Below are 23572 nucleotides of genomic sequence, written 5' to 3'. Positions count from 1 at the left end.
CGCAGAGACGGCGATGGCCGGAAACCCGGACGGGTTCCCGGCCATCGCCGTTCTCGTGGCTCACCCGGGGGACACCTGCGAACGGCGCGTGCGCCACCCGAGGATGAGGATCATGCCGCGGCGCGGCGTCGACTGCGGGTCGACGACGGGTCGCTGTGCGCGTCGGGTCCGGCGACCGAGGTCGGCGGTGCGCTGACGGGCGATGGCCTCGTTCAGGTATGTCGTGTTCATGGTGCCCTCCTGCACTCGTGATGCGTGCTCACACAGAGCAGGAGAGGGCCGCCGTGATGCAGGCGGACCGAGAACGGCCCCGAGTGCCCGGAAATGTCCGGGTGCTCGGGGCCGTGGGAGTTCTGGCGTCGGGGCCAGGGAGGTGGCTCAGACGTCGATCGTGCTCAGACGTCGGCGTGCCGGGCGCGGCCGAAGGAGTAGACGCCGAACGCGATGAGGCCGAGCGCGACGAGGGCGAGCAGCACCGGTCCGCCGGGGGCGCCGAGCAGGTTGCGCAGCGCACCGTCCAGTCCCTGGGCTTCGCTGGGCTTGTGCCGCACGGCCGCCAGGACGAAGAGGCCGCCGACAATGGCGAGGGCGATGCCCTTGGCGATGTAGCCGATGCGGCCGGCCTTGACGATCCACTCGCTCGGGTGGGTCTCGAGGTCCTCGAGGAACTTCTTCCTCCAGCCCTTGACGACGTGGTAGACGCCGACGCCGATGATGGCGAGGCCCACGGCCGCGACGAGCCACTGGCCGGCCGGCTTCGACATGAGCGTCGCCGTGAAGTCGGTCGACTGCTTCTTGCTCGACGAGCCGCCGCCGCTCGCGAAGCGGAACGCCGTCCACGACAGGAGGAGGTAGACGATCGCCTTGGTGACGGCCTTGACCTTGTCGCTCGTCTCGCGGCCGCCCGAGATGGCCTCGGTGACCTGCCAGACGGCGAGGCCGAGCCAGGCGATGACGGCGATCCAGAGGGTGACCAGGCCGAGGGGGTTCTCAGCCATCGACCCGAGCGCGCCGGACTGGTCGGCACTGGCGCCCTTGGCGCCGAAGGCGAGTCGCAGGGCGATGGCGCCGATGATGATGTGCAGCACGCCGTTGACGGCGTAGCCGATGCGCGCTGCCGTCTCGAGCGCCGGGTGGTCACCCGCGCGCTGTGATGCGGCCTTGACGTCTGTGGAGTCCATTCACGTGATCCTGTCGGTAGAGGGGTCCCCGATGGGCCACTGGGGAACATACCCACGTGGGGTCGGAAACTGGCACCTCGGCCGCAGGCTCTTCTGGACGGCGCAGGCGGGCGCGCTCCGCGCGGCGTCGGAGGTCGGCCTCGCGCTGGGCGAGGAGGGCACTGACGATGTAGGAGGAGAGCATGGTGTGGATCCTTCGAGGTCGGTTCGTGCTGACCTCTCCAGCGTCGTTCTGAGGCGTGCCCGGCCACATCGGGAGATCGGCGTATGCCGGCCGGTCGGGTGCCTCAGATCCGTGACCTCCCGCGTCACTGCAGGTCGAGCACGCGCCGGATCTCGGGCCAGGCCCGCTCGCCGAGCTCGCGGTCGGCCACCTCGGTGCCGCCGCGCGCCATCTGCTGGCCGCTGGCCGCGACGGGTTCGCCGGGCAGGATGACGCGGTGTCCGGCGTCCGGGTGGGTGACGAGTGTCGTCGGCAGGTCGAGGGCTTTCCTCCGGGCCTGCACAGCCCTCGCGAAGGTCACCGACGGCCAGACCTGGTCGTCGCCCCCGGCCACGAGCAGCACGTCGCCGAAGAAGCGCTCGACCGGGATCGTGGCGGCCGCGACCCGGTCGCCCGCGGAGCGCAGGCTCTGGGCGTAGACGGGGGTGAACGCGGGCGGGTCGCCGAGCGGGTCGGCGTCGTCGTCGTACGGCACGAAGGGGAGCGGCGCCCCGCCTCGGGACCACGACGAGTGCTGCGGGCGCAGCTCGCCGTCGGGCCCGGCACCGACGTTGGCCCACACGACGTGGCTCGGCGCGAGCGCGACGACGGCGTCCACGGCGGGGTCGTCGGCGGCATACGCCAGGAAGGCCTCGGCCGTCTTCGAGGCGCCCACCAGCACCACGCGGTCGCACCGCGCGACGAGCGTCGCGACGGCGGGGGCGAAGGCCTCGAGGGGGTACTCCCAGATGGCGGCCGGCCGGCCGTCGCCACCGAACCAGCGGTAGGTCAGGGCTGCGGAGACGCCGGCTCCGGCGAGCACGCGCGCACGGTCGAGCTCGACGCGGCCGCTCGAACCGGACAGCACGAGCACGCCCGTGCCGTTGCCGCCGTCTGCTGCCTCGACGAGGACGCCCTCGTGGTCGGCGGGGTGCTCGCGCAGGGCCATCGTCAGCCTCCGAGGCGTTCGAAGCCGGTGACGGTGAGGACCGCGGCGCCGACGTCGTCGCTCGCCGCGAGGTCGATGACCGCCGTGATGCCCCAGTCCTTGTCGTCATCAGGGTCGACGACGACCTGGCGCAGCCGCCACTCGGTCGGGGTCCGCTCGACCTGGAGCAGCGCGGGTGAGCGGGCCCCCTGGTCGGTCGCGATGGCGTCGTGGTCGTCGTAGTAGGCGCCGAGGGCGTCGTTCCACGCCTGGGCGTCCATGAGCACCTTCTGCGGCGGGTCGGTGAGCTCGGCGACGCGGGACTCGAGCTCGCCGAGGGCCTCCCACTCGTCCCGCGAGGCCAGCTCGACCCGGTGGAACATCGCGTTGCGGATCATGACGGTGAAGGCGCGCTCGTTGGCGGTGATCGGCCGGGCCGGCGGGGCGACGTCGGTCTGCGCGAGCACGGCGTCGCTCGGGTTGACGAGGTCCTCCCACTCGTCGAGCAGGCTCGAGTCGGTCTGCCGGACGAGCTCGCCGAGCCACTCGATGATGTCCTCGAGCTCCTCGGTGCGGTGGCTCTCGGGGACCGTGCGGCGCAGGGCTCGGTAGGCGTCGGTGAGGTAGCGCAGGACGAGCCCCTCGGACCGGGACAGGCCGTAGTAGGAGACGAACTCGTTGAACGTCATGCCGCGCTCGTACATCTCGCGCACGACGGACTTCGGCGAGAGGGCGTCCTGGGAGATCCAGGGGTGGCTCTGGCGGTAGGCCGTCAGCGTCACCTCGAGGAGGTCGGCGAGCGGCTTGGGCCACGTGACCTCCTCGAGCCGCTCCATCCGCTCCTCGTACTCGATGCCGTCGAGCTTCATGGCGGCGACGGCCTCGCCCCGTGCCTTGAACTCCTGGGCCCAGAGCACCTGGCGCGGGTCCTCGAGGATGGCCTCGATGACCGAGACGAGGTCCTTGGCGTAGGCGTCGCTCTCGGGGTCGAGGGTGTCCATGACGGCGAGTGCGAAGGGGGCGAGCGGCTGGTTGAGCGCGAAGTCGCGCTGGAGGTCGATCGTCAGCGCGTGCCGACGGCCGGACGCCTCGACGGTCGCGAGGCGCTCGACGACGCCGGAGGTGAGCAGCTCCTTGGCGAGCACGAGCGCGTGCCGCTGGAGGCGTCGCTGGTCCTTGACCTCGTGGTGGTTGTCGGAGAGCAGCCGCGCCGCGTGGGCGACCGGGTTGCCCTCGCGGGCGAGGATGTTGACGAGCATCGAGTGCGAGACGCGCAGGCGGGGCTGGAGCGGCTCGGGCTCGGCGACGATGAGCCGCTCGAAGGTCTCCTCGGACCAGTTGACGAAGCCGTCGGGGGCCTTCTTGCGCTGGATCTTCTTCTGCTTCTTGGGGTCGTCGCCCGCCTTCTCGACGGCACGGAGGTTCTCGACGACGTGGTCCGGTGCCTGCGCGACGACCCAGCCGCGGGCGTCGAACCCCGCCCGTCCGGCGCGGCCGACGATCTGGTGGAACTCGCGGGCCTTGAGCAGGCGCTGCTTCGTGCCGTCGTACTTCGTCAGTCCGGTCAGCAGCACGGTGCGGATCGGGACGTTGATGCCGACGCCGAGCGTGTCGGTGCCGCAGATGACCTTGAGCAGGCCGTCCTGCGCGAGCTGCTCGACGAGGCGCCGGTACTTCGGCAGCATGCCCGCGTGGTGCACGCCGATGCCGTGCCGCACGAGCCGCGAGAGCGTGCGGCCGAACCCGGCCCCGAAGCGGAAGCTGCCGATGCGCTCGGCGATCGCCTCGCGCTCCTCGCGGGTCGTGATCTTGACGGCCATGAGGCTCTGGGCGCGCTCGAGGGCGGCCGCCTGCGTGAAGTGGACGACGTAGACCGGTGCACGGTCCTTCTCGAGGAGCTCCTCGATGGTCTCGTGGAGGGGCGTCACGGCATACGAGAACTCGAGGGGAACGGGGCGCTCGGTGCCGGTGATGACGGCCGTGGAGCGGCCGGTGCGCCGGGTCAGGTCGTCCGTGAACATCGTGACGTCACCGAGCGTGGCCGACATGAGGACGAACTGCGCCTGCGGCAGCTCGATGATGGGCACCTGCCACGCCCAGCCGCGGTCGGGCTCGGAGTAGAAGTGGAACTCGTCCATGACGACGAGACCCACGTCAGCCGAGCTGCCCTCTCGCAGAGCGAGGTTCGCGAGGATCTCGGCGGTGCAGCAGATGATCGGGGCGTCGGCGTTGACCGATGCGTCGCCGGTGATCATGCCGACGTTGTCGGCGCCGAACTGCTCGCAGAGGGCGAAGAACTTCTCGGAGACGAGCGCCTTGATGGGTGCCGTGTAGAAGGAGACGCGGTCCTCGGCGAGGGCGGTGAGATGGGCGGCCGTCGCGACGAGCGACTTCCCCGAGCCGGTCGGCGTCGACAGGATGAGGTTGCTGCCGCTGAGGATCTCGAGGAACGCCTCCTCCTGGTGCGGGTAGAGGGTCAGGCCGCGTTCGGTCGTCCACTCGGTGAAGACCTCGTAGAGGCCGTCGGGATCGGGATCCCGCGGGATGCGCTCGCTGAGGTTCTTCGTCACCACGTGAGTATGCCGCCGGGCCGGGACGTGTGCCGAATCGCCGGCACGCAGCGGGCCGGTGGTGTCAGAGTGGGACTCGTGCATGCGGAGGCCAGCGCAGTCGTCGAGCCCTTCATAGGCGGGATGCGCCTGCTCGCGACCGGGGTCCCCGGCGGCTACCAGAAGGTCGGACGCGGTGTGGTCCTCAACGTCATCGGGCTGCCCTCGGCGTCGACGAACACCATTCACGTGCTCAGCCCGGACGCCGAGCGCGACGACGCGGAGGCGTATGCCGACGAGCTCGCCGGTGCGGGCCTGCCCTTCGTCGTCCGCGAGCGTCCAGGTGCGCCGTCCTGGGTGGGAGACCTCGCCGCCCAGCGTGGCCTGGGCAGGCGAGCGGACTTCCCGATCATGGTGATGGACGAGCCCACGATCCTGACCCTGACGGCTGGGCCCCGGGCGGACGTCGACTCCATCGTGGAGCTGGACGGCGACGCCCTCGACCTGCTGCCTCGGGTGGCGGAGGCGTTCGCCCTCGGGAACGAGCTGCCGCGAGGCGTCTACGACGCCCTCGTGGGCCGCCGCATGGTCGAGCAGCCGGGCGTGGCGGTCTATGCATCGTTGGCCGGTGGTGCCGTCACCTCGGTCGGCATCCGGCTGCAGGTGCCTGGAGCCGTGGGAGTCTTCGGGATCGCGACGCCTCCCGAGCATCGCCGTCGTGGCCTCGGGCGAGCCGTCACCGCGCGAATCCTGGCCGACGGGGTTCGAGAGGGCGCCACCATGGCGTTCCTCGGTGCGTCGCCGATGGGCTTCGGCATCTACCAGCGGCTCGGCTTTCGTGTGGCGGAGCGGTGGATCTTCCATCTCCCCGGCTGACGTCCGGCTGGTCAGGTATCGCGGTCGGACCGAACGCGCAACGGCTACAAGGACAGCACCGACGCGACGCAGGTCTGGTCGGGCCACGACCTCCTCGCCCTCGGCAACCCGCGTTGGGTCGGGGGCATGGGCGTCTGGACGACCGCCTGCTTCTGCGGCCCCGGCGGCGCCGAGGTCATCAACGGCGGCGGGCGTTGTGGTGTCGGCGGGGGATGGCAGGCTGGGCCCGATGGCCAAGGGCAAGCGAGCCGACGTGCTCGACCGTTTCTCTCCGGCGACCGCCGAGTGGTTCCGGAGCAGCTTCAGCGCGCCCACGACGGCCCAGACGGGGGCGTGGGACGCGATCAGCTCCGGCCACCACACGGTCGTCGTCGCGCCCACCGGCTCGGGCAAGACGCTCTCGGCCTTCCTCTGGGCCATCGACCGGATGGCGAGCGTTCCGGTGCCCGAGGAGAAGCTCGAGCGTTGCCGGGTGCTCTACGTCTCGCCCATGAAGGCCCTCGCCGTCGACGTCGAGCGCAACCTGCGCGCCCCGCTCGTCGGCATCGGGCACGCGGCCACCCGGCTCGAGCTGGCTCCGCCCGACATCAGCGTCAGCGTCCGCTCGGGCGACACCCCCGCCAACGAGCGCCGTGCCTTCGCGCGCACGCCCACCGACATCCTCATCACGACGCCCGAGTCACTGTTCCTCATGCTCACCTCGTCGGTGCGCGAGGCGCTCCGGGGCGTCGAGACGGTCATCATCGACGAGGTCCACGCCGTCGCCGGCACCAAGCGCGGCGCCCACCTCGCCCTCAGCCTCGAGCGGCTCGACGCCATCCTGCCGAAGCCGGCCCAGCGCGTCGGGCTGTCCGCGACGGTGCGCCCCGTCGAGGAGGTCGCGCGCTACCTCGCCGGCGGCCGCCCGGTCGAGATCGTGCAGCCGGTGTCGACCAAGCAGTGGGACCTCGAGGTCGTCGTGCCCGTCCCCGACATGGGCGAGCTGTCCGGCTCGGCCGCCGAGATCTCGCCGGGCGTGCCCGACCTCTCGGGACCGGCCGCGGGACAGGCCCCGCAGGCGAGCATCTGGCCGCACGTCGAGGAGCGCATCGTCGACCTCATCGCCGAGCACCGCTCGACCATCGTCTTCGCCAACTCGCGGCGCCTCGCCGAGCGGCTCACCTCGCGCCTCAACGAGATCTGGGAGGAGCGGCTCGCCGAGCAGGAGGGCCTCCCCGTCCCCAGCCTCGCGGCCCTCTCGACGCGTCCACCGGCCCAGGTCATGGCCCAGGCGGGAGTGTCCCGGGGCGCGCCGGCCGTGATCGCCCGCGCCCACCACGGCTCGGTGAGCAAGGAGCACCGCGCCACCATCGAGGAGGACCTCAAGGCCGGTCGTCTGCCCGCCGTCGTCGCGACGAGCAGCCTCGAGCTCGGCATCGACATGGGCGCCGTCGACCTCGTCATCCAGGTCGAGAGCCCGCCGTCGGTGGCGAGCGGGCTGCAGCGCGTCGGCCGCGCCGGGCACCAGGTCGGCGCCGTGAGCCAGGGCGTGATGTTCCCGAAGTTCCGCGGTGACCTCGTGCAGACCGCCGTCGTCGTCGAGCGCATGCGCGCCGGCGCCATCGAGTCGCTGCGCGTCCCGGCCAACCCCGTCGACGTGCTCGCGCAGCAGGTCGTCGCCATGTGCGCCATGGACGACTGGAGCGTCGCCGACGTCGAGGCGCTGGTCCACCGGACCGCGAGCTTCGCCTCGCTCCCGCGCTCGGTGCTCGAGGCCACGCTCGACATGCTCGCGGGCCGCTACCCCTCCGACGAGTTCGCCGAGCTGCGCCCGCGCATCGTCTGGGACCGCGTCACCGACACGCTCTCCGGCCGACGGGGTGCCCAGCGCCTGGCCGTGACGAGTGGCGGCACCATCCCCGACCGCGGGTTGTATGCCGTGTTCCTCGCCTCCGGGGAGGGGCCCGGTCGCCGGGTCGGCGAGCTCGACGAGGAGATGGTCTACGAGTCGCGCGTCGGCGACGTCTTCACCCTCGGCACCTCGACGTGGCGCATCGAGGACATCACGCACGACCGCGTCCTCGTCACTCCCGCTCCGGGCCAGGCGGGCAAGCTGCCCTTCTGGAAGGGCGACCAGCAGGGCCGGCCCGCCGAGCTCGGCCGGGCGCTCGGGGGCTTCGTGCGCGAGATCGTCGGCCTCAGCCCCGAGCGGGCCCGGGCGCGCGTCACGGCGGCAGGCCTCGACGAGTGGGCTGCCGACAACCTCATCGGCTACCTCACCGAGCAGAAGGAGGCGACGCGGCACGTCCCCGACGACCGGACCATCGTCGTCGAGCGCTTCCGCGACGAGATCGGCGACTGGCGCGTCGCGGTGCTCTCGCCCTTCGGTGGCCAGGTGCACGCGCCGTGGGCGCTCTGCGTCGCGGCGCGCATGCGCGAGAGGTTCGGCATCGACGTCCAGGCGATGCACGGCGACGACGGCATCGTCTTCCGGCTGCCCGACCTCGAGTTCGAGGACGGCGCGGCCGTCGGCCAGCAGCTCGTCGAGCTCGTCACCCTCGATCCCGAGGAGGTCAGCGAGCTCGTCACGCAGGAGATCGGCGGATCAGCCCTGTTCGCAGCGCGGTTCAGGGAGTGCGCGGCCCGGGCGCTCCTGCTGCCACGCCGCCGCCCCGACAAGCGGCAGCCCCTGTGGCAGCAGCGCCAGCGCGCCGCGCAGCTGCTGTCGGTGGCGAGCCAGTACCCCAGCTTCCCCATCGTGCTCGAGGCCGTCCGCGAGTGCGTCCAGGACGTCTTCGACGTGCCGGGCCTCGTCGAGCTCATGGGCGACATCCGCTCGCGCGCCGTCAAGGTCGTCGACGTCGAGTCGAGCCAGCCGAGCCCCTTCGCGAAGTCGCTGGTCTTCGGCTACGTCGCCCAGTACCTCTACGAGGGCGACTCGCCGCTCGCCGAGCGCCGGGCGGCGGCGCTCGCGCTCGACCCGTCGCTGCTGTCCGAGCTGCTCGGCCAGGGCGAGGCGCTCGCCCTGCGCGACCTGCTCGACCCCGAGGCGGTCGCCCGCACCGAGGCCGAGCTCCAGCGGCTGACGCCCGAGCGGGGTGCCCGTGACGCCGAGGACGTCGCCGACCTGCTCCGGGTGCTCGGCCCCCTCTCGGTGCGTGACGTCGTCGCCCGCGCGGCTGAGGGCTTCGAGCCGGCGGCCGTCGAGTCGGCTCTCACCGAGCTCGAGGCGGCCCGCCGGGTCATCGCCGTGCGCGTCGGCAGCGAGGACCGCTGGGCCGCCATCGAGGACGCCGCCCGCCTGCGCGACGCCCTCGGCACCGCGCTGCCCGTCGGCGTTCCGCAGGCCTTCCTCGAGCCGGTGCCCGACCCGCTCGCCGACCTCGTCGCGCGCTTCGCCCGCACGCACGGACCCTTCGCCGTCCAGACCGTCGCGTCCTGGTGGGGCGTCGGGCCGGCCGTCGTCCACGACGCGCTGCGCCGGCTCGTCTCGGCCGGCCGGGTCGTCGAGGGCGAGCTGCTCCCCACCGAGAACGGCGGCGGCCACGGCCCCGAGTTCTGCGACGCCGAGGTGCTGCGCCTGCTCCGGCGCCGGTCGCTGGCCGCGCTGCGGCACGAGGTCGAGCCCGTCGCGCAGCCCGACCTCGCGCGCTTCCTCCCGCAGTGGCAGGGAGTCGGCGGCGGACTGCGTGGCCGCGAGGGTCTCCTGCGCGCCGTCGAGCAGCTGACCGGTGCGATCGTCCCGGCGAGTGCGGTCGAGTCGCTCGTCCTCCCGGCGCGCGTGGCCGACTACCGACCGGCCCTGCTCGACGAGGTGATGAGCTCGGGCGAGGTGGTCTGGCGCGGGCACGGCTCGCTGCCGGGCGACGACGGGTGGGTCAGCCTGCACCTGGCAGACGCCGCGCACCTCACGCTGACCCCGCCCGAGCTCGTCGAGCTGACCGACGACGAGCAGGCCGTGCTCGACGCGCTCGAGGGCGGCGGCGCGTACTTCTTCCGCGCCCTCTCGACCCGCGTGGGTCTCGGTGATCGCGAGCTCAACGACGCGTTGTGGTCGCTGCTGTGGTCGGGCCGCGTCACCAACGACACCATCGCCCCGCTGCGTGCCCTCCTCGCCGGAGGGCGCACGGCGCACAAGCGCACCGCCTCCGGTCCGCGCTCGACGAGGTATGCCGGCCGGCGCGGTTCGCTGGGCCGGTTCGGCTCCCTGCGTGGTCCCCTGGCCGGCACGAGCCCGGCCCGGGTCGAGGCTGCAGAGGACGCGGCGACGTCCAAGGCGCTGGCCGCGGGTCGGGCGGTCGGGTCCGGGCCCTCCACCGGCGTCGGCCGATGGACCGTGCTCCCGCCCGCCGAGTCCGACCCGACGGTGCGAGCCGTCACCAACGCCGAGCTGCTCCTCGACCGCTACGGCGTCCTCACGCGCGGGTCGGTCGTCACCGAGGACGTGCCCGGCGGCTTCGCGGCCGTCTACCGCGTGCTCGCCGCGGCAGAGGAGGCCGGCAAGGTGCGGCGCGGCTACTTCGTCGAGGGCCTCGGCGCCTCGCAGTTCGCCTCGACCGGTGCCGTCGACCGGCTCCGGTCCATGTCGCGCCTGCCGGGCGCGGGGGCTGACGCCCCGGAGCGCTCCGGACCGCCGGCGCTCGTCCTCGCCGCGAGCGATCCCGCCAACCCCTACGGCGCCGCCATCGGATGGCCCGAGCGCGGCCTCACCGACGCCGCCGACGAGCCGGCGACCGATGCGGACGCCGGTGACGAGGCGGGGGCCCGGACGCCGCCGCGTCGCAAGGGCCACCAGCCCGGGCGCAAGGCCGGGGCTCTCGTCGTCCTCGTCGACGGCGAGCTCGTGCTCTACGTCGAGCGCGGCGGCAAGACGATGCTCTGCTGGTCCCACGACCCCGAGCCGCTCCAGGCTGCCGCCGACGCGCTGGCGCTCGCCGTCCGGGAGGGCGCGCTCGGGCGCCTCACCGTCGAGAAGGCCGACGGCGCCTCGGTGCTCGGCTCGGACCACCCGCTCGTGCGGGCCCTGTCGCAGGCCGGCTTCCACCTGACACCGCGGGGCCTGCGCCTGCGCCGCTGACCGGTCGAACGGCGCCTCGAACGGCGACTCGCGCTGCGACGCGAAATGCGGCGATCGTGCTGGTACGACGGGGAATCCGACGTGAGTTGAGTCATGCTGCCCCCAGCATCCTGCCGATTCGCCGGTTCGACAGCCCTTCCGGTGCGACGCTGGCGGGAAGGGGACAGGGAGTCCCCGACGGTCGCCGAGCGCGAGCGGGGACACGCCATTGACCAGTTTCGTCGAACTGGATGGTGAGCACGATGATGGATCCGAAGGACATGGGCCGACTGCAGCTGAGCCGGCGGACGTTCATCAGGGCAGCGGGTGTGGCGGGCGCGGGCTTCGTGCTGTACGTCCATACGCCGGGCGGCACGCCACGTGCCGTCGCAGCGGTTCCGGGCGGGACGCTGGATCCCACGGCCGTCCCGAAGTTCGTGACGCCGCTGCTCATACCGCCCGTCATGCCGCGCGCGGGGACGCTCAAGCTGCCGGGAGGCAAGCCGGCGGACTACTACGAGATCTCGGTGAAGCAGCTCTCGCAGCAGATCCTGCCCGCTGGTCTGCCCGCCACCACCGTCTGGGGCTACGGCGCCGTGACGTCGGCGAGCAAGAGGGGGCTGTTGATCCACCACGCTCCGTCGCTCACGATCGAGTCCAGGTGGGACCGTCCGGTGCGCGTCAAGTGGGTCAACGACCTCGTGGACACGAACGGGAGATACCTGCCGCACCTGCTGCCGGTCGACCCCACCCTGCACTGGGCCAACCCGCCCGGTGGCGACGACGGTCGCGACACGCGGCCGACCTTCTCGGACCCGCCGGGGCCGTACACCGGCCCCGTGCCCATGGTGACGCACCTCCACGGCGCGGTCGGCGTCGGTGACGAGAGCGACGGCTATCCCGAGGCGTGGTTCCTGCCGGCGGCGAACAATGTTCCCGCGGGCTACGCGACCGAAGGCACCTGGTACGACTTCTTCGCGAGCAAGGCATCGTCGAGATACGCCGCCACCTGGGGTCCCGGGTTCGCCGTCTTCCAGTACCCGAACGACCAGCGGGAGTCGACGCTCTGGTACCACGACCACACGCTCGGCATGACCCGCCTCAATGTCTACGCAGGACCGGCCGGCTTCTTCCTCGTGAGAGGGGGTCCGCAGGGCGACAAGGCCATCCTCGACAGTCGCTCCGGCGCCACTGCCCTGCTGCCCGGTCCCGCGCCCATCGAGGGAGACAAGTTCCCCCCCAACAAGACCTACTACGAGATCCCGATCGCGGTCCAGGACCGAGCGTTCAACGAGGACGGATCCTTGTTCTACCCCGACAGCCGCGAGTTCTTCGACGGCGCCACGGCCGAGGACCCGGGTTTCGTGCCCCAGACCGACCTCTCGCCGATCTGGAACCCCGAGTTCTTCGGCAACATGATCATGGTCAACGGCAGCACGTGGCCCTTCCAGGTCGTCGAGCGACGCCGCTACCGGCTCCGCTTCCTCAACGGCTGCCAGTCCCGCTTCCTGATCCTCGACTTCGCTGCCATCCCGGGCGTGCAGGTCTGGGCCATCGGCAACGAGGGCGGCTTCCTGGCCGCACCCGTGAACCTGACCGCGGCCAACGGCAACCGGCTCCTCATGGGGCTCGCTGAGCGCGCCGACCTGATCGTCGACTTCACGAACGTCCCTCTGGGGAACCACGTCCTGCGGAATGTGGGACCGGATGAACCGTTCGGCGGCGGCGAGCCCGACGAGGACTTCGACGAGGCCGACCCGGCCACGACCGGGCAGGTCCTGCAGCTCCGGGTCGTTCCGGCGGTGGCGCCGGACCCGACGACCCCGCCGCAGTTCCTGGTCCTGCCGCCGATCACTCCGCTGCCCGCCGCGACCAACACGCGCCCCCTGGCCCTCATCGAGATCGCATCGACGTACTGGGACGGGCCGGCCGAGGCGATGTTGGGCTTCCTGGACGAGGACGGCATGCCGGTCCACAAGATGTGGGAGGAACCGGTCAGCGAGAACCCGACGGTCGGCGACACCGAGATCTGGGAGTTCCACAACTTCACCGCCGACGCCCACCCGATGCACGTCCACGAGACCACGTTCGAGGTGATCAACAGGCAGGCCCTGGTGACGAACGAGGATGGCGAGACCGAGCCCCCGTCCCGGCTCGAGGGCGAACCGCGATCGCCTGAGCCGTGGGAGAGCGGCTTCAAGGACACGGTCATCGCCTACCCGGGCGAGGTGACCCGCATCAAGGCGAGGTTCAACAACCCGGGGCAGTTCGTCTGGCACTGCCACATCGTCGAGCACGAGGACAACGAGATGATGCGGCCCTACCGGATCGGGCCGGTGCAGCAGGGGCAGCCCACGGCGTGAGGGGCCCGCGGCTCAGTCGAAGGTGTCGCCGTCGGCCATCGTCACGGCGCTCGGCGTGGTCGGGCGCCACGCGAGGGACTCCTGCGTGCCCAGCCGTGCGCGCAGAGCCGGCTGGGCGGCATACCACCCGATGAGCTCGGCGAGCTCGTCGGCGCGCAGCCACAGGTAGGCGACGGGGACCGCGACCCGTCCGGGTGTCGGCTGGTCCGTGACGTCGAGGGGCACGTCGACGGGGAAGGTCCGGGCCGCCGAGGCGTCGGTGGCGCCGGCAAGGCCGTGCGCGAGGTCGTCGGGGCGGCCCGTCATGGACTCCCACGGGACGCTCGCCGAGCGCACGCCCCAGCGCAGCTCGATGGCCGAGGGCGTCAGGTAGACCCCGCCCGCCGCGGCGCGACCCAGGACGAACGGCGCCAGCCGGGCGCAGGTAGCGAGGGTGACCAGGCCGAAGACCGTGGCCGCCCAGGGGGCCGGCGCGGTGAGCACGACCATGAAGACGCACCAAGCCACGACGAGGACCGCGTTCGACAGTGGCGTGGCGAACGACGCCCGCGAGCGGAGGACCGCGGTGGACACGGCCCCGGACGGTGCGGGTGAGACCACGAGGCGGCCCGGTCGGCGGCGGCTCCACCACCACCGGGTGACCGCCTCGAGGACCCACACGGCCGCCCCACAGGTCGCCATCGCGAAGGTGCCGACCCCGAGCGCGCGCAGCCAGAGCGGCTCGTCCACGCTGACGACGAGCAGGCCCACGAGCACGCCGGCGGCGGCCGCGAGGACGGCGAGCTCGGCGAGGAGGAGCAGCACGTAGGTGCCGGCGCGCTCCCGGTCGAGCATCCGCCGGATGAACGCCGGACCGTTGCGGGCCCCCCAGGCACCGGCAGCGGCATACGACCCGATCACGTCGCGATGCTAGCTGCGACGGCGGGGGTCATGGCGCCCTGGCGCCCGGGTACGTCTGCCGACGAGGATGGACTCCCGCCCAGCCCGTCGTCGATGCGCCGACCGAGAGGAACCGGAGATGGACACCGCCGCCACCGCCGCCAAGGCCCACGAGCTCCAGCGCCTGCACCGCGACCCCGAGCTGCTGCTCGTCGTCAACGTCTGGGACGTCATCACCGCCCGCGTCGTCGCCGACACCCCCGGCACGAAGGCCCTGGCCACGGCGAGTCACTCGATCGCAGCCGCCTACGGCTATCCCGACGGCGAGCAGATCCCGCGCGACCTCATGATCGAGGCGGTCGGGCGCATCGCCGCAGCCGTCGACCTGCCCGTGACGGCCGACCTCGAGGCGGGCTACGGAGACGCGGGTGAGACGGTGGCGAGGGCCATCGATGTCGGGATCGTCGGCGCCAACCTCGAGGACCAGATGAAGCCGCTGCCGGATGCTGTACGAGCCGTCGAGGCAGCGGTCGCCGCCGGTGAGCGGGCGGGCATCCCGTTCGTCCTCAACGCCCGCACCGACGCCTTCGTCAAGGCCGGCGACCGCAACCCCGCGGACGTCCTCGCCGAGGCGGTCGAGAGGGGCCGCGCCTTCCTCGACGCCGGCGCGTCGACCTTCTTCGTCCCGGGCATGCTCGACGAGCCGACGGTGAGCCGGCTCGTCGAGGAGCTGGGGCCGCAGAAGGTCAACGTCATCGGCGTCCCCGGCTCGCTCGACCTCGCCACCCTCCAGCGCCTGGGCGTCGCTCGGGTGTCCTACGGCCCGTGGAGCCAGAACGTGGCACTCACCGCGCTCGCCGCGCTCGCCGAGGACGTCTACGCCGGCGGCGGCCTGCCCGAGGGCACCCGCAAGCTCAACTGAGCCGCCTCAGCACTTCTCCGTGTCGGCGACCACTGCGCGAGAAGCGCGGACGCGTCAGAGGCGCTCGGCGCGAGCGGTTGGGGTGACGACGCCACGGGTGTCGAGGAAGCGTCGCGAGCGCGCCGCGAGCGCGTCGACGTCGTAGTCGCGGTGGTGCTGCAGCAGCACGACGACGTCGGCGTCGGCGACGGCCGCCTCGAGGTCGCCCACCGACGTCGCGGCGTCACCGAGCTCGGAGCCCAGCTCGTCCCAGTGCGCGATGAGTGGGTCGTGGAACGACAGCGCCGCGCCCTGCTCGAGGAGCCGCCGGGCGACCGGGACGGCGGGCGACTCGCGCTGGTCGGCGATGTCGGCCTTGTACGTCACCCCGAGCAGCAGCACCCGGGCCCCGCGTAGGGCCGTGCCGTCGCCGTTGAGCGCGTCCTGAACGCGACGCGCGACGTAGGCGGGCATCGAGGCGTTGATCTCCTGCGCGAGCTCGACGAAGCGGAACGGGTAGCCCAGCCGGGTGCGGACGTTGTGCGACAGGTAGTTCGGGTCGATCGGGATGCAGTGCCCGCCGACGCCCGGACCCGGGTAGAAGGCCTGGAAGCCGAAGGGTTTCGTCCTCGCCGCCGCGATGACCTCCCAGAGGTCGATGTCGAGGTCGTGGCAGAAGCGGGCCATCTCGTTGACGAGGGCGATGTTGATGTGGCGGTAGGTGTTCTCGAGCAGCTTGGCCGTCTCGGCCTCGCGCGTGCCCCGGGTCGGCACGACGGTGTCGACGAAGAGCGAGTAGAAGGCCACGGCGGCGTCGGTGCACGCGGGCGTGTGCCCGCCGACGACCTTCGGCGTGTTGCTGATGCCGTATGCCGTGTTGCCGGGGTCGACGCGCTCGGGCGAGAACGCGAGGGGGAAGTCCACGCCGGCCCGCAGGCCGCCGGACTCGAGGATCGGGCGCACCACCTCGTCGGTCGTGCCGGGGTAGGTCGTCGACTCGAGGACGACGAGGGTCCCCGGGGCCAGGTGGTGCGCGAGCTCCGTCATGGCCGACCGCACGGCCGAGAGGTCGGGACCGCCCTCGGAGCCCAGCGGCGTGGGCACGCAGACGACGACCACGGAGGTGTCGGCGAGGCAGGAGGGGTCGGTCGTCGGCTCGAAGCCGGCGCACACCATCTTCGTGACGTCCTCGTCGGACAGGTCGTCGACGTGCGACCGCCCGCCGGCGAGCGAGGCCACGACGGACGCGCTCGCGTCGAGCCCGGCGACGGACAGCCCCGCGCCGACGGCAGCCTGTGCGAGCGGCAGGCCGACGTAGCCGAGGCCGACGACGACGACGTCGTGGCGCCGACGCTCAGACACGAAGCAGCTCGGCGGAGCTGTCGGACGACGCCTCGGCGGCGTCGCTCGGGTCGAAGTCGGGAGCGCGGTGCCCGAGGCCGAGCAGCTCGGCGATGGCCGCGACCGACCGCTCCGCGGCACGCCCGTCGCCGTAGGGGTTCACGGCATTGGCCATGGCGGAGTAGGCCTCGACGTCGTCGAGCAGCTCCTCGACGGCGGCGCGGATCGTGGCGCCGTCGGTGCCGACGAGGCGGACTGTCCCGGCCTCGACGGCCTCGGGACGCTCGGTGGTGTCGCGCATGACGAGCACGGGTTTGCCGAGGCTCGGAGCCTCCTCCTGCACGCCGCCCGAGTCGGTGAGCACGACGGTCGCCCCGGCGAGCGCGTGCGCGAACTGGTGGTAGTCGAGCGGCTCGGTGAGCAGCACGTTGTCGAGCGACCCGAGCAGCGGCTCGATGACGTCGCGGACGATCGGGTTGCGGTGCATCGGCAGGAGGACCTGCAGGTCGGCGCGGTCGCGGGCCAGGTCGCGGATCGCGGTCATCGTCTCGACCATGCGCTGCCCCCACGACTCGCGACGGTGCGACGTGACGAGGAGCAGGTCCCGGCCGCTCGCCGCGTGGTCGACCGCCTCGGCGACGCGCGGGTCGTCGAACTCGACCGGCTGCGCGGTCGTCCACTGCAGGGCGTCGATGACGGTGTTGCCGGTGACCGGGACCCGCGACCCGTCGATCGACTCGCGGACGAGGTTGGCCTTGGACGTCGCCGTGGGTGCGAGGTGCAGGTCGGCGAGGGGCGCGGTGAGCCTACGGTTCGCCTCCTCGGGGAAGGGCGACCGGACGTCACCCGTGCGCAGGCCGGCCTCGAGGTGCACGACGGGGATGTGCTCGTAGAACGCGGCCAGGCCCGTCGCGAGGACTGTCGTCGTGTCGCCCTGGACGACGACGACGTCGGGACGGGTCTCGCGCAGCAGCGCCGAGGTGGCCAGCACCGTGCGGGCCGTGATCTCGGCCAGGGTCGCGCCGGGCGCCATGAGGTCGAGGTCGTGCGCCGGGCGGATCCCGAAGAGGGCGTTGACCTGGTCGAGCATCTCGCGGTGCTGCCCGGTGACGGCGACGACCGGCTCGATCCGGTCGTCGGCCTCGAGGGCGGCGACGAGGGGCGCCATCTTGATCGCCTCGGGTCGCGTGCCGTAGACGGTCATGACGCGGTGGGGTGCAGGGCTCATGGTCTCGGTCTCCTTCAGCGCCAGAGGCCGCGGGTGTCGACGAGCTCCCGGCCGCGCAGGTCGCCGAGGCTGACGGACCGGAAGGCCGCGTGGTCGACGAGCAGGACGACGACGTCGGCCTCGGCGATGGCCTGCCCGGTCGCGGCGAGCTCGACGTTCGGCAGCGCGGCGAGGGACGCGGGCAGTGCGTCGACGTGCGGCTCGACGGCGAGCACCCGGGTGCCGGGCCGCTCGGTCGCGAGGGTCTCGGTGATCAGGAGGGCGGGCGACTCGCGCAGGTCGTCGATGTCGGCCTTGAAGGCGAGACCGAGGCACGCGACGGTGCCGCCGTCGTCCGCGCGACCGGAGGCCGCCAGCGCGTCGGCCACCTTCCTCACGACGGTGCGCGGTCGGGCGTCGTTGGTCTCGCGGGCGGCCCGGATGATCCGCGCCTGCTCGGGCGCGGCCGAGACGATGAACCACGGGTCGACGGCGATGCAGTGGCCGCCGACGCCGGGGCCGGGCTGGAGGATGTTGACACGCGGGTGGTGGTTGGCCATCGAGATGACCTCCCACACGTCGAGGCCGATGTGCTCGCAGATCTCGGCGAGCTCGTTGGCGAAGGCGATGTTGACGTCGCGGAAGGCGTTCTCCGTCAGCTTGGACATCTCGGCCGACTTCGCGTCGGTGAGGATGATCTCGCCGGTGACGAAGAGCCGGTAGACCTCGGCGGCACGCAGCGCGCACTCGGGCGACAGGCCACCGACGACGCGGTCGTTGGAGAAGATCTCGACCATGATCCGGCCGGGCAGCACCCGCTCGGGGCAGTGCGCGAGGTGGACGTCGGAGATCCCACCCATGTGGGGGAGCTTGAGGTCGGGTCGCAGGTCCGAGATCCACTCGGAGATCAGCTCGGTCGTCCCCGGCGGCGACGTCGACTCCAGGATGACGACCTCGCCGCCGCGCAGCATCGGCGCGATGGCCTCGGTCGCCGAGCGCACGTGCCGCAGGTCCGGCTCGTGGTCGCCGGTGAACGGCGTGGGCACGGCGATGAGGTAGACGGAGGCGTGCGGCATCGTCGTCGTCGCCGTCAGCAGGCCGTCGCCCACCGCCGCGGCGATGGCGACGTCGAGGTTCGGCTCGACGATCGGGACGCGGCCGGCATTGATCTCCGAGACGGTGCGCTCGTTGACGTCGACGCCGGTGACCCGGAGGCCGTGGCGGGTGAGGGCGGCGCAGGTGGGCAGGCCGATGTAGCCGAGGCCGATGACGGCGATTCCGTCCTCGAACATGGTGGATCTCCTGTGCTGTCAGTGCTGCTGGTGGGTGGCGGGGTGTGCGTAGGTGCTGGGTCGCAGGGCAGGCTCGTGCGCGCCGCGGTGGCGCTGGGCGAGGTCGGTGACGTGGCGCACGAAGTCGCGGCCGATGACGTTCCAGTCGTGGTGCTCGCGGGCGTACGCGTGCCCGGCCCGTCCCAGGGCCGCGCGTCGCTCGGGGTCGCGGGCCAGCTCGATGAGCGCGGCTGCAGTGGCCTCGGCATCGTCGAAGGGCACGACGACCCCGCAGCCGGACCGCTCGACGAGGTCGGCGGCGAGCGGCAGCGGAGTCGTGATGACGGGCAGGCCGTGGGCCATGTACTCGATGACCTTGGTCGGCATCGAGTGCCGGTAGTTGGGCCGGTCCTCGAGCAGCGAGAGCCCGGCGAGCGCGCCGTCGAGCATCGGCAGGGCGCGGGCGCTCGGCACGAAGCCGTGGTGCACGACGTGACCGCACTTGACGCCCCAGTCGAGGGTGTCGGCGGTGCGGGTGTCGCGGGCCCCGCCGATGATCTCGACCTTGACGTCGCCCCGGGTGGCGACGGTGAGCAGTCTTCCTGTCTGCAGCAGGGTCGCCGCGCCGCGGGCCATCGTCAGCGAGCCGAGGTAGACCGCTCGCGACCCCCCGGGCGCAGCCGCCGTGGCCGGGACGCGCACCGTGTTGGGCACGACGACGTGCTCCCGCTCGAAGCGGTCGGCGTACGCGTACTCCGCGAGGATCAGCTCGTGCCGACGCTCCGCGTGCCGCTCGATGGCGCGGGCCGCGCGGGCGAGAGGGGCCCGGGCCCGCGCCGGCACCCAGGGCTTGGCCTCGATGGCGGCGGCGGTGTCCTCGTGGACGTCCCAGACGAGGTTGTCCAGACGCAGACCCGCTGCGGCAGCGACGATCTCGGGGTCGTGGACGAGCACGACGTCGTGGTCGCGGGCCTCGTGGGCGAGCAGCCGCCGGGCTGCCCGGAAGGCCCGCCGCGGGAGCGTCCGCTGGCGTGCGGGAGGTCGACGGGGCGCAGGCCGGCCACGTCGGGGAGGTCGAGGCCGTGCGCGACGAAGGGGGCGGCATACGTGACCTGCACCCCCGCGTCGAGGAGGGCGCCGATCTCGCGGTGCCGGATGCGAGCGTCCTCGGGGTGGTGCACGACCGTGACGACGAGCGCGCGCAGGGCCCCGTCGCGTCGGGGTGCGGGGTGAGGGCTCACGCGGGAGCCTTCCGGTGGGACTGCTCGTAGGCGCGCACGACCTCGTCGGTCGGCCCGTCCATGACGAGACGGCCCTGCTCCATCCACAGCACGCGGTCGCACGACTCGCGGATCGCGGCGTTGCTGTGGCTGACGAGGAAGACGGTGCTCGCGTCGCGCCGGATCTCGGCGATCCGGTCGCGGCTGCGCGCCTGGAACTCGGCGTCGCCCGTGGCCAGGGCCTCGTCGATCATGAGGATGTCGGGGGCCGCCGCCGTCGAGATCGCGAAGCGCAGCCGCGCGCCCATCCCGGAGGAGTAGGCGCTCATCGGCAGGTTGACGAAGTCACCGATGCCGCTGAAGTCGACGATGTCGTCGTAGCGCTCGCGCACCTGGCGCGGCGTCAGGCCGAGCGCGAGACCGCCGATCATGACGTTCTTCGCGCCGGTCAGGCCCGTGAGCAGGACGGCGTTGACCCCGAGGAGCGACGGTCGCCCGGACGCCCAGACGCGTCCGTTCGTCGGGGGCATGAGCCCGGCGATGGCGCGCAGCAGCGTGCTCTTGCCCGATCCGTTGCGACCGATGATGCCGACGGCCTCGCCGTGGTCGACGACGAACGAGACGTCCTTGACGGCGTGCACCTTGCGCACCGAGCTGACCGGGTTGCGCTTCGTCAGCAGCCGCTCGACGAAGGGCAGCTCGCCGCCCGTGCCGGTGCCCTTCTGCTTGGCGCCGAACACCGTGTAGACGATGTCGAGCCCCGAGCAGACGACGCTCGGACGTGCGGTTGCCCCTGCCTCAGTTGCTTCCATAGCGACCCTCCCCGCGCCAGAAGAAGACGATCCCGGTGATGCTGAGCCCGACTCCCCAGGCCGCGGCCGCGACCCAGCTGCCCCACGTCAGGGGGTACTGGTCCATCAGGGCCTCGCGCGCGGTCGTCATGCTGACCGCGAGCGGCTGGTAGAGCAGCAGGGCGCTGACGAGCCCGTAGCCGGCGTAGTGCGGGATCGAGAAGAAGACGCCCGAGACGTAGCGGGCGAGCCGCACGCCGACGGGCACGAGGTTGGCCGAGTCGCGGGCCGTGTTGACGACGCGGGCGAGGTAGAAGGCGAGGCCCAGGTTGATGAGGCTCTGGAACACGAGCGCGACGGGGAACAGCAGCCAATGCGGCGAGAACGGCTCTCCCGTCAGGGGGATCATGACCATGAGCACGGCGAACGCCGGGACGTTGACGAGGAACTGCGTCAGCGTCACCGAGATGGGCAGGACGGCCCGGGGGAAGCGCAATGCGCGCACGAGCCCGATCTGCCCGACGACGGCCCGCGAGCCGGCGATGATGGCGCTCGCGGAGTAGCCGAAGACGAAGATGCCGATGGTGAGGAACGCGATGTAGTTCGACGTCCCGCCGCGCGTCTTGAGCAGCAGGCCGAAGATCAGGTAGTACGACCCGACGAGGAGCAGCGGGTTGAGCACCGCCCAGAGCTGGCCGAGGTGGTTGTTCTGGTTCGTCGCCCAGGCCTGCGCCGACGACAGGTGCCAGACGAGGTGGCGGTAGCCCCACACCTCGCGGGCGTAGCCGACGAGACCGGGTCGCACGCCGAGCTCCTCGAGGCCGGCACCCCGCGCGAGGGCGGCCGCCTCCTCGGCGGTGAGCCGCGCCGGCTCGGTCCGTGCCTCCGGCGCCTCGACGCTCTCCACCACGCTGCTGCTCCCGATCGTCATGCCGCCACCGCCTGCACCTGCTCGTAGACCTGTCCGTATGCCGCCGCGGCCACCGACCACGTCCGCTCGCTCGCGACGTGGTCGCGTCCCCGGGCCCCGAGCCGACTACGCCGGTCCGGGTCGGAGACGAGCTCGCGCACGGCCTGGGCGAGCAGCTCCGGGTCGGCCTCCGGGACGACGACGCCGCGGTCGGGCCCGACGATCTCGCGCAGGGGCGGGAGGTCGGTCACCACGACGGGGCGCCCGAGTGCCATCGCCTCGACGGGCTTGAGCGGCGGCACGAGCCGCGTGACCGGGGTGGCCCGGCGCGGGAGGCAGAAGACGTCGATGGCCTCGTGGTGCTCGCGGGTGCGGCTGTGCGGCACGCGTCCGGTGAGCACGAAGCGCGTCCTCGTGCCGGACCGGCGCAGCTCGGCGGCCTGTCGGGTCAGTCGGTCGCGGGCCGGTCCGTCACCCACGACGAGGACGACGAGCCGTGCGTCGTCGAGGAGTGCGCCCGCGTCGAGGAGCACGTCGATGCCCTCGTACGCGTTGAGCGTCGACACGGTGCCCACGACGACGTCGTCGGGTCCGATGCCGAGCGCCTCGCGCACGGGGCCGCCGTCGACGGCCTCGGTGAGAAGGGCGTCGGGCACACAGTTGCCGATGACGTGGACCCGCGAGGCGTCGACGCCCCGGGCGACGACGTCGTCGCGCATGCTGCGAGACAGGGTCACGACGGCGTCGGCGAGGGAGAGGCAGCGGGTCTCCGTCTCGCGGGTCCAGCGGTAGAAGTCGCTGTCGGCGTCGCCGCCGCGCGTGCGCCAGGTCTCCTCGAGGAAGCCGCGCGCCTCGTAGACGACGGGTACCCCGAGGCGCCGACCCGCGAGCAGGGCGGCCTGGGCGTTGACGTGCCTGGAGTGCGCGTGGAGGACGTCGGCACCCACGGAACGGCCGAGCGCGGCGACCGTGGCGGCATACGCCTGCAGGTGGCGGTCGGGCAGGTCGAGGCGGCGTCCGGCACCGAGGTCGCGGTGGTAGGGCACGCCCGCGAGCGTCGTGAACGGGGCTGCCCCCAGGTGACCCTGGGCGACGGGGAAGCCGGGGGGCGTGCACACGTGCGCCTCGATCCCGGCGGCGCGCTGGCCCTCGACGAGTCCCTGGGTGCGCACCGTGTAGCCGGCCTGCACCTCGGGCAGCGCGTTCGTGACGACGTGGACGACGCGGCTGTGGCCGGCCGCCTCCCGCGTCGGGCGCGGGCCGATGGCGTCGGCCGCGAGGACGGCCAGGGCCTCACCGGTCAGGACGGAGCGCTCGCCGACGAGCCAGCGGCGGTGCGCTCGGGCCGCGGGGTTGCGCAGCCCCTCGAGGGCACGCTGCGCACCGCTGACGTCACCGGCGGCGTGCGCGAGGTACGCGGCGGACGACCCCCGGGGCACGGCTGCGACGACGGCTGCGCCACGGTCGATCCCGGCCAGCTGGCCCGTCGCGGCGGCAGCAGCGAGGAGGCGCTGCGCCCGTCGTGGACCGGCACCCCGCAGCTCGTCCGTGAGACGACGCCGCGCCAGGTCGCGCTGTCCGGAGGCGGCTGCCGCGATGACCGAGAGCGGTCCCCGACTGCGTCGGCTCAGCTCGCGCCGCGCTCCGGCGGGCAGCACACGGGCGCCGACCCAGACCGCCTGCCACGGGTTGCGGGCGAGGTGGGCGCGGGCCACGCACGCGGCGACGGGGAGGTTCGCGACGAGCAGCGCCGTCGTGGTCGGGACGTCACCAAGTGTTCGGCTCCCCGTTGCATCGCGTGGACCGGGGGCGCCAAGAGCGGATGCCACACTGGCGCCGAGTCTGGAGGTCACGCACCGAACGTTGCAGTCCCACTCCCAACGGCGGACCGGCCCGGGCGGAACGTCAGTCGAACAGA

At 72.6% G+C, this 23572-nt stretch carries 17 protein-coding genes; 5 read left to right on the top strand and 12 right to left on the bottom strand.

What is annotated here, in order from left to right; genetic code table 11:
* Positions 1-60 precede the first annotated feature (60 nt).
* The 4 genes from ASG96_RS23365 to ASG96_RS17175 form a co-directional block, all read right to left on the bottom strand.
* Positions 61-231, bottom strand: a complete 171-nt coding sequence (locus tag ASG96_RS23365; protein ID WP_157610968.1) for a hypothetical protein — start codon at positions 229-231, stop codon at positions 61-63.
* Positions 232-395: 164 nt separating this feature from the next.
* On the bottom strand, positions 396-1181 hold the full coding sequence (locus ASG96_RS17185) for a DUF1206 domain-containing protein (RefSeq protein WP_056751217.1): 786 nt from the start codon (positions 1179-1181) through the stop codon (positions 396-398).
* A 308-nt stretch (positions 1182-1489) separates the two neighbouring features.
* Positions 1490-2332, bottom strand: coding sequence for an acyl-CoA thioester hydrolase/BAAT C-terminal domain-containing protein (locus ASG96_RS17180; RefSeq protein WP_200962712.1), 843 nt, complete (start codon positions 2330-2332; stop codon positions 1490-1492).
* Positions 2333-2334: 2 nt separating this feature from the next.
* Positions 2335-4884, bottom strand: coding sequence for an RNA helicase (locus ASG96_RS17175; RefSeq protein WP_056751220.1), 2550 nt, complete (start codon positions 4882-4884; stop codon positions 2335-2337).
* A 75-nt stretch (positions 4885-4959) separates the two neighbouring features.
* Here ASG96_RS17175 and ASG96_RS17170 point away from each other — a divergent pair, with 75 nt between their 5' ends.
* From ASG96_RS17170 to ASG96_RS17160, 3 genes are all read left to right on the top strand, one after another.
* Positions 4960-5736 carry a GNAT family N-acetyltransferase gene (locus ASG96_RS17170; RefSeq protein ID WP_162260166.1) on the top strand — a complete coding sequence of 259 codons (777 nt, stop codon included), beginning with the start codon at positions 4960-4962 and terminating at the stop codon, positions 5734-5736.
* A 229-nt stretch (positions 5737-5965) separates the two neighbouring features.
* Positions 5966-10792 carry an ATP-dependent helicase gene (locus ASG96_RS17165; protein WP_057588734.1) on the top strand — a complete coding sequence of 1609 codons (4827 nt, stop codon included), beginning with the start codon at positions 5966-5968 and terminating at the stop codon, positions 10790-10792.
* Between the two features lie 242 nt (positions 10793-11034).
* The gene (locus ASG96_RS17160) at positions 11035-13134 is read left to right on the top strand and encodes a multicopper oxidase family protein (protein WP_235509211.1); all 2100 of its coding nucleotides are present in this window, start codon (positions 11035-11037) and stop codon (positions 13132-13134) included.
* A 12-nt stretch (positions 13135-13146) separates the two neighbouring features.
* Here the strand turns inward: ASG96_RS17160 and ASG96_RS17155 are convergent, their stop codons facing one another.
* Positions 13147-14034, bottom strand: a complete 888-nt coding sequence (locus ASG96_RS17155; RefSeq protein WP_057588733.1) for a hypothetical protein — start codon at positions 14032-14034, stop codon at positions 13147-13149.
* Positions 14035-14152: 118 nt separating this feature from the next.
* On the opposite strand from ASG96_RS17155, the gene ASG96_RS17150 reads away from it, so the two are divergent.
* Positions 14153-14935: an isocitrate lyase/phosphoenolpyruvate mutase family protein gene (locus ASG96_RS17150; RefSeq protein WP_057588732.1), complete on the top strand. Its 783-nt coding sequence runs from the start codon at positions 14153-14155 to the stop codon at positions 14933-14935.
* A 54-nt stretch (positions 14936-14989) separates the two neighbouring features.
* Here the strand turns inward: ASG96_RS17150 and ASG96_RS17145 are convergent, their stop codons facing one another.
* Genes ASG96_RS17145 through ASG96_RS17130 form a run of 4 tightly spaced genes read right to left on the bottom strand, consistent with a single transcriptional unit; the run spans position 14990 to position 19687 of the window.
* On the bottom strand, positions 14990-16276 hold the full coding sequence (locus ASG96_RS17145) for a nucleotide sugar dehydrogenase (RefSeq protein WP_057588731.1): 1287 nt from the start codon (positions 16274-16276) through the stop codon (positions 14990-14992).
* Positions 16269-17483, bottom strand: a complete 1215-nt coding sequence (wecB, locus tag ASG96_RS17140; protein WP_057588730.1) for a non-hydrolyzing UDP-N-acetylglucosamine 2-epimerase — start codon at positions 17481-17483, stop codon at positions 16269-16271. Before wecB ends, ASG96_RS17145 begins: the two co-directional genes overlap by 8 nt.
* A 14-nt stretch (positions 17484-17497) precedes the next feature.
* Entirely contained in the window at positions 17498-18754 is a 1257-nt protein-coding gene (gene wecC / locus ASG96_RS17135; protein ID WP_056751242.1) for a UDP-N-acetyl-D-mannosamine dehydrogenase, read from the bottom strand.
* A gap of 18 nt (positions 18755-18772) precedes the next feature.
* Positions 18773-19687 carry a glycosyltransferase gene (locus ASG96_RS17130; protein WP_235509210.1) on the bottom strand — a complete coding sequence of 305 codons (915 nt, stop codon included), beginning with the start codon at positions 19685-19687 and terminating at the stop codon, positions 18773-18775.
* A gap of 77 nt (positions 19688-19764) precedes the next feature.
* Between ASG96_RS17130 and ASG96_RS24285 the strand changes: the two genes are divergently transcribed.
* Positions 19765-20004, top strand: a complete 240-nt coding sequence (locus tag ASG96_RS24285) for a hypothetical protein (RefSeq protein ID WP_235509209.1) — start codon at positions 19765-19767, stop codon at positions 20002-20004.
* Here the strand turns inward: ASG96_RS24285 and ASG96_RS17125 are convergent.
* Genes ASG96_RS17125 through ASG96_RS17115 form a run of 3 tightly spaced genes read right to left on the bottom strand, consistent with a single transcriptional unit; the run spans position 19971 to position 23507 of the window.
* On the bottom strand, positions 19971-20765 hold the full coding sequence (locus ASG96_RS17125; RefSeq protein WP_057588729.1) for an ABC transporter ATP-binding protein: 795 nt from the start codon (positions 20763-20765) through the stop codon (positions 19971-19973). The genes ASG96_RS24285 and ASG96_RS17125 overlap by 34 nt on opposite strands.
* Positions 20752-21675, bottom strand: coding sequence for an ABC transporter permease (locus tag ASG96_RS17120; RefSeq protein WP_057588728.1), 924 nt, complete (start codon positions 21673-21675; stop codon positions 20752-20754). The genes ASG96_RS17125 and ASG96_RS17120 overlap by 14 nt, the downstream gene beginning before the upstream one ends.
* Entirely contained in the window at positions 21672-23507 is a 1836-nt protein-coding gene (locus ASG96_RS17115; RefSeq protein WP_235509208.1) for a glycosyltransferase family 4 protein, read from the bottom strand. Before ASG96_RS17115 ends, ASG96_RS17120 begins: the two co-directional genes overlap by 4 nt.
* Positions 23508-23572 lie beyond the last annotated feature (65 nt).

The sequence above is a fragment of the Terrabacter sp. Soil810 genome, from assembly GCF_001429645.1.
Lineage (GTDB): Bacteria > Actinomycetota > Actinomycetes > Actinomycetales > Dermatophilaceae > Terrabacter.
Note: the sequence above shows the minus strand (reverse complement) of the source record. Positions and strands in the feature narration are given on the sequence as shown.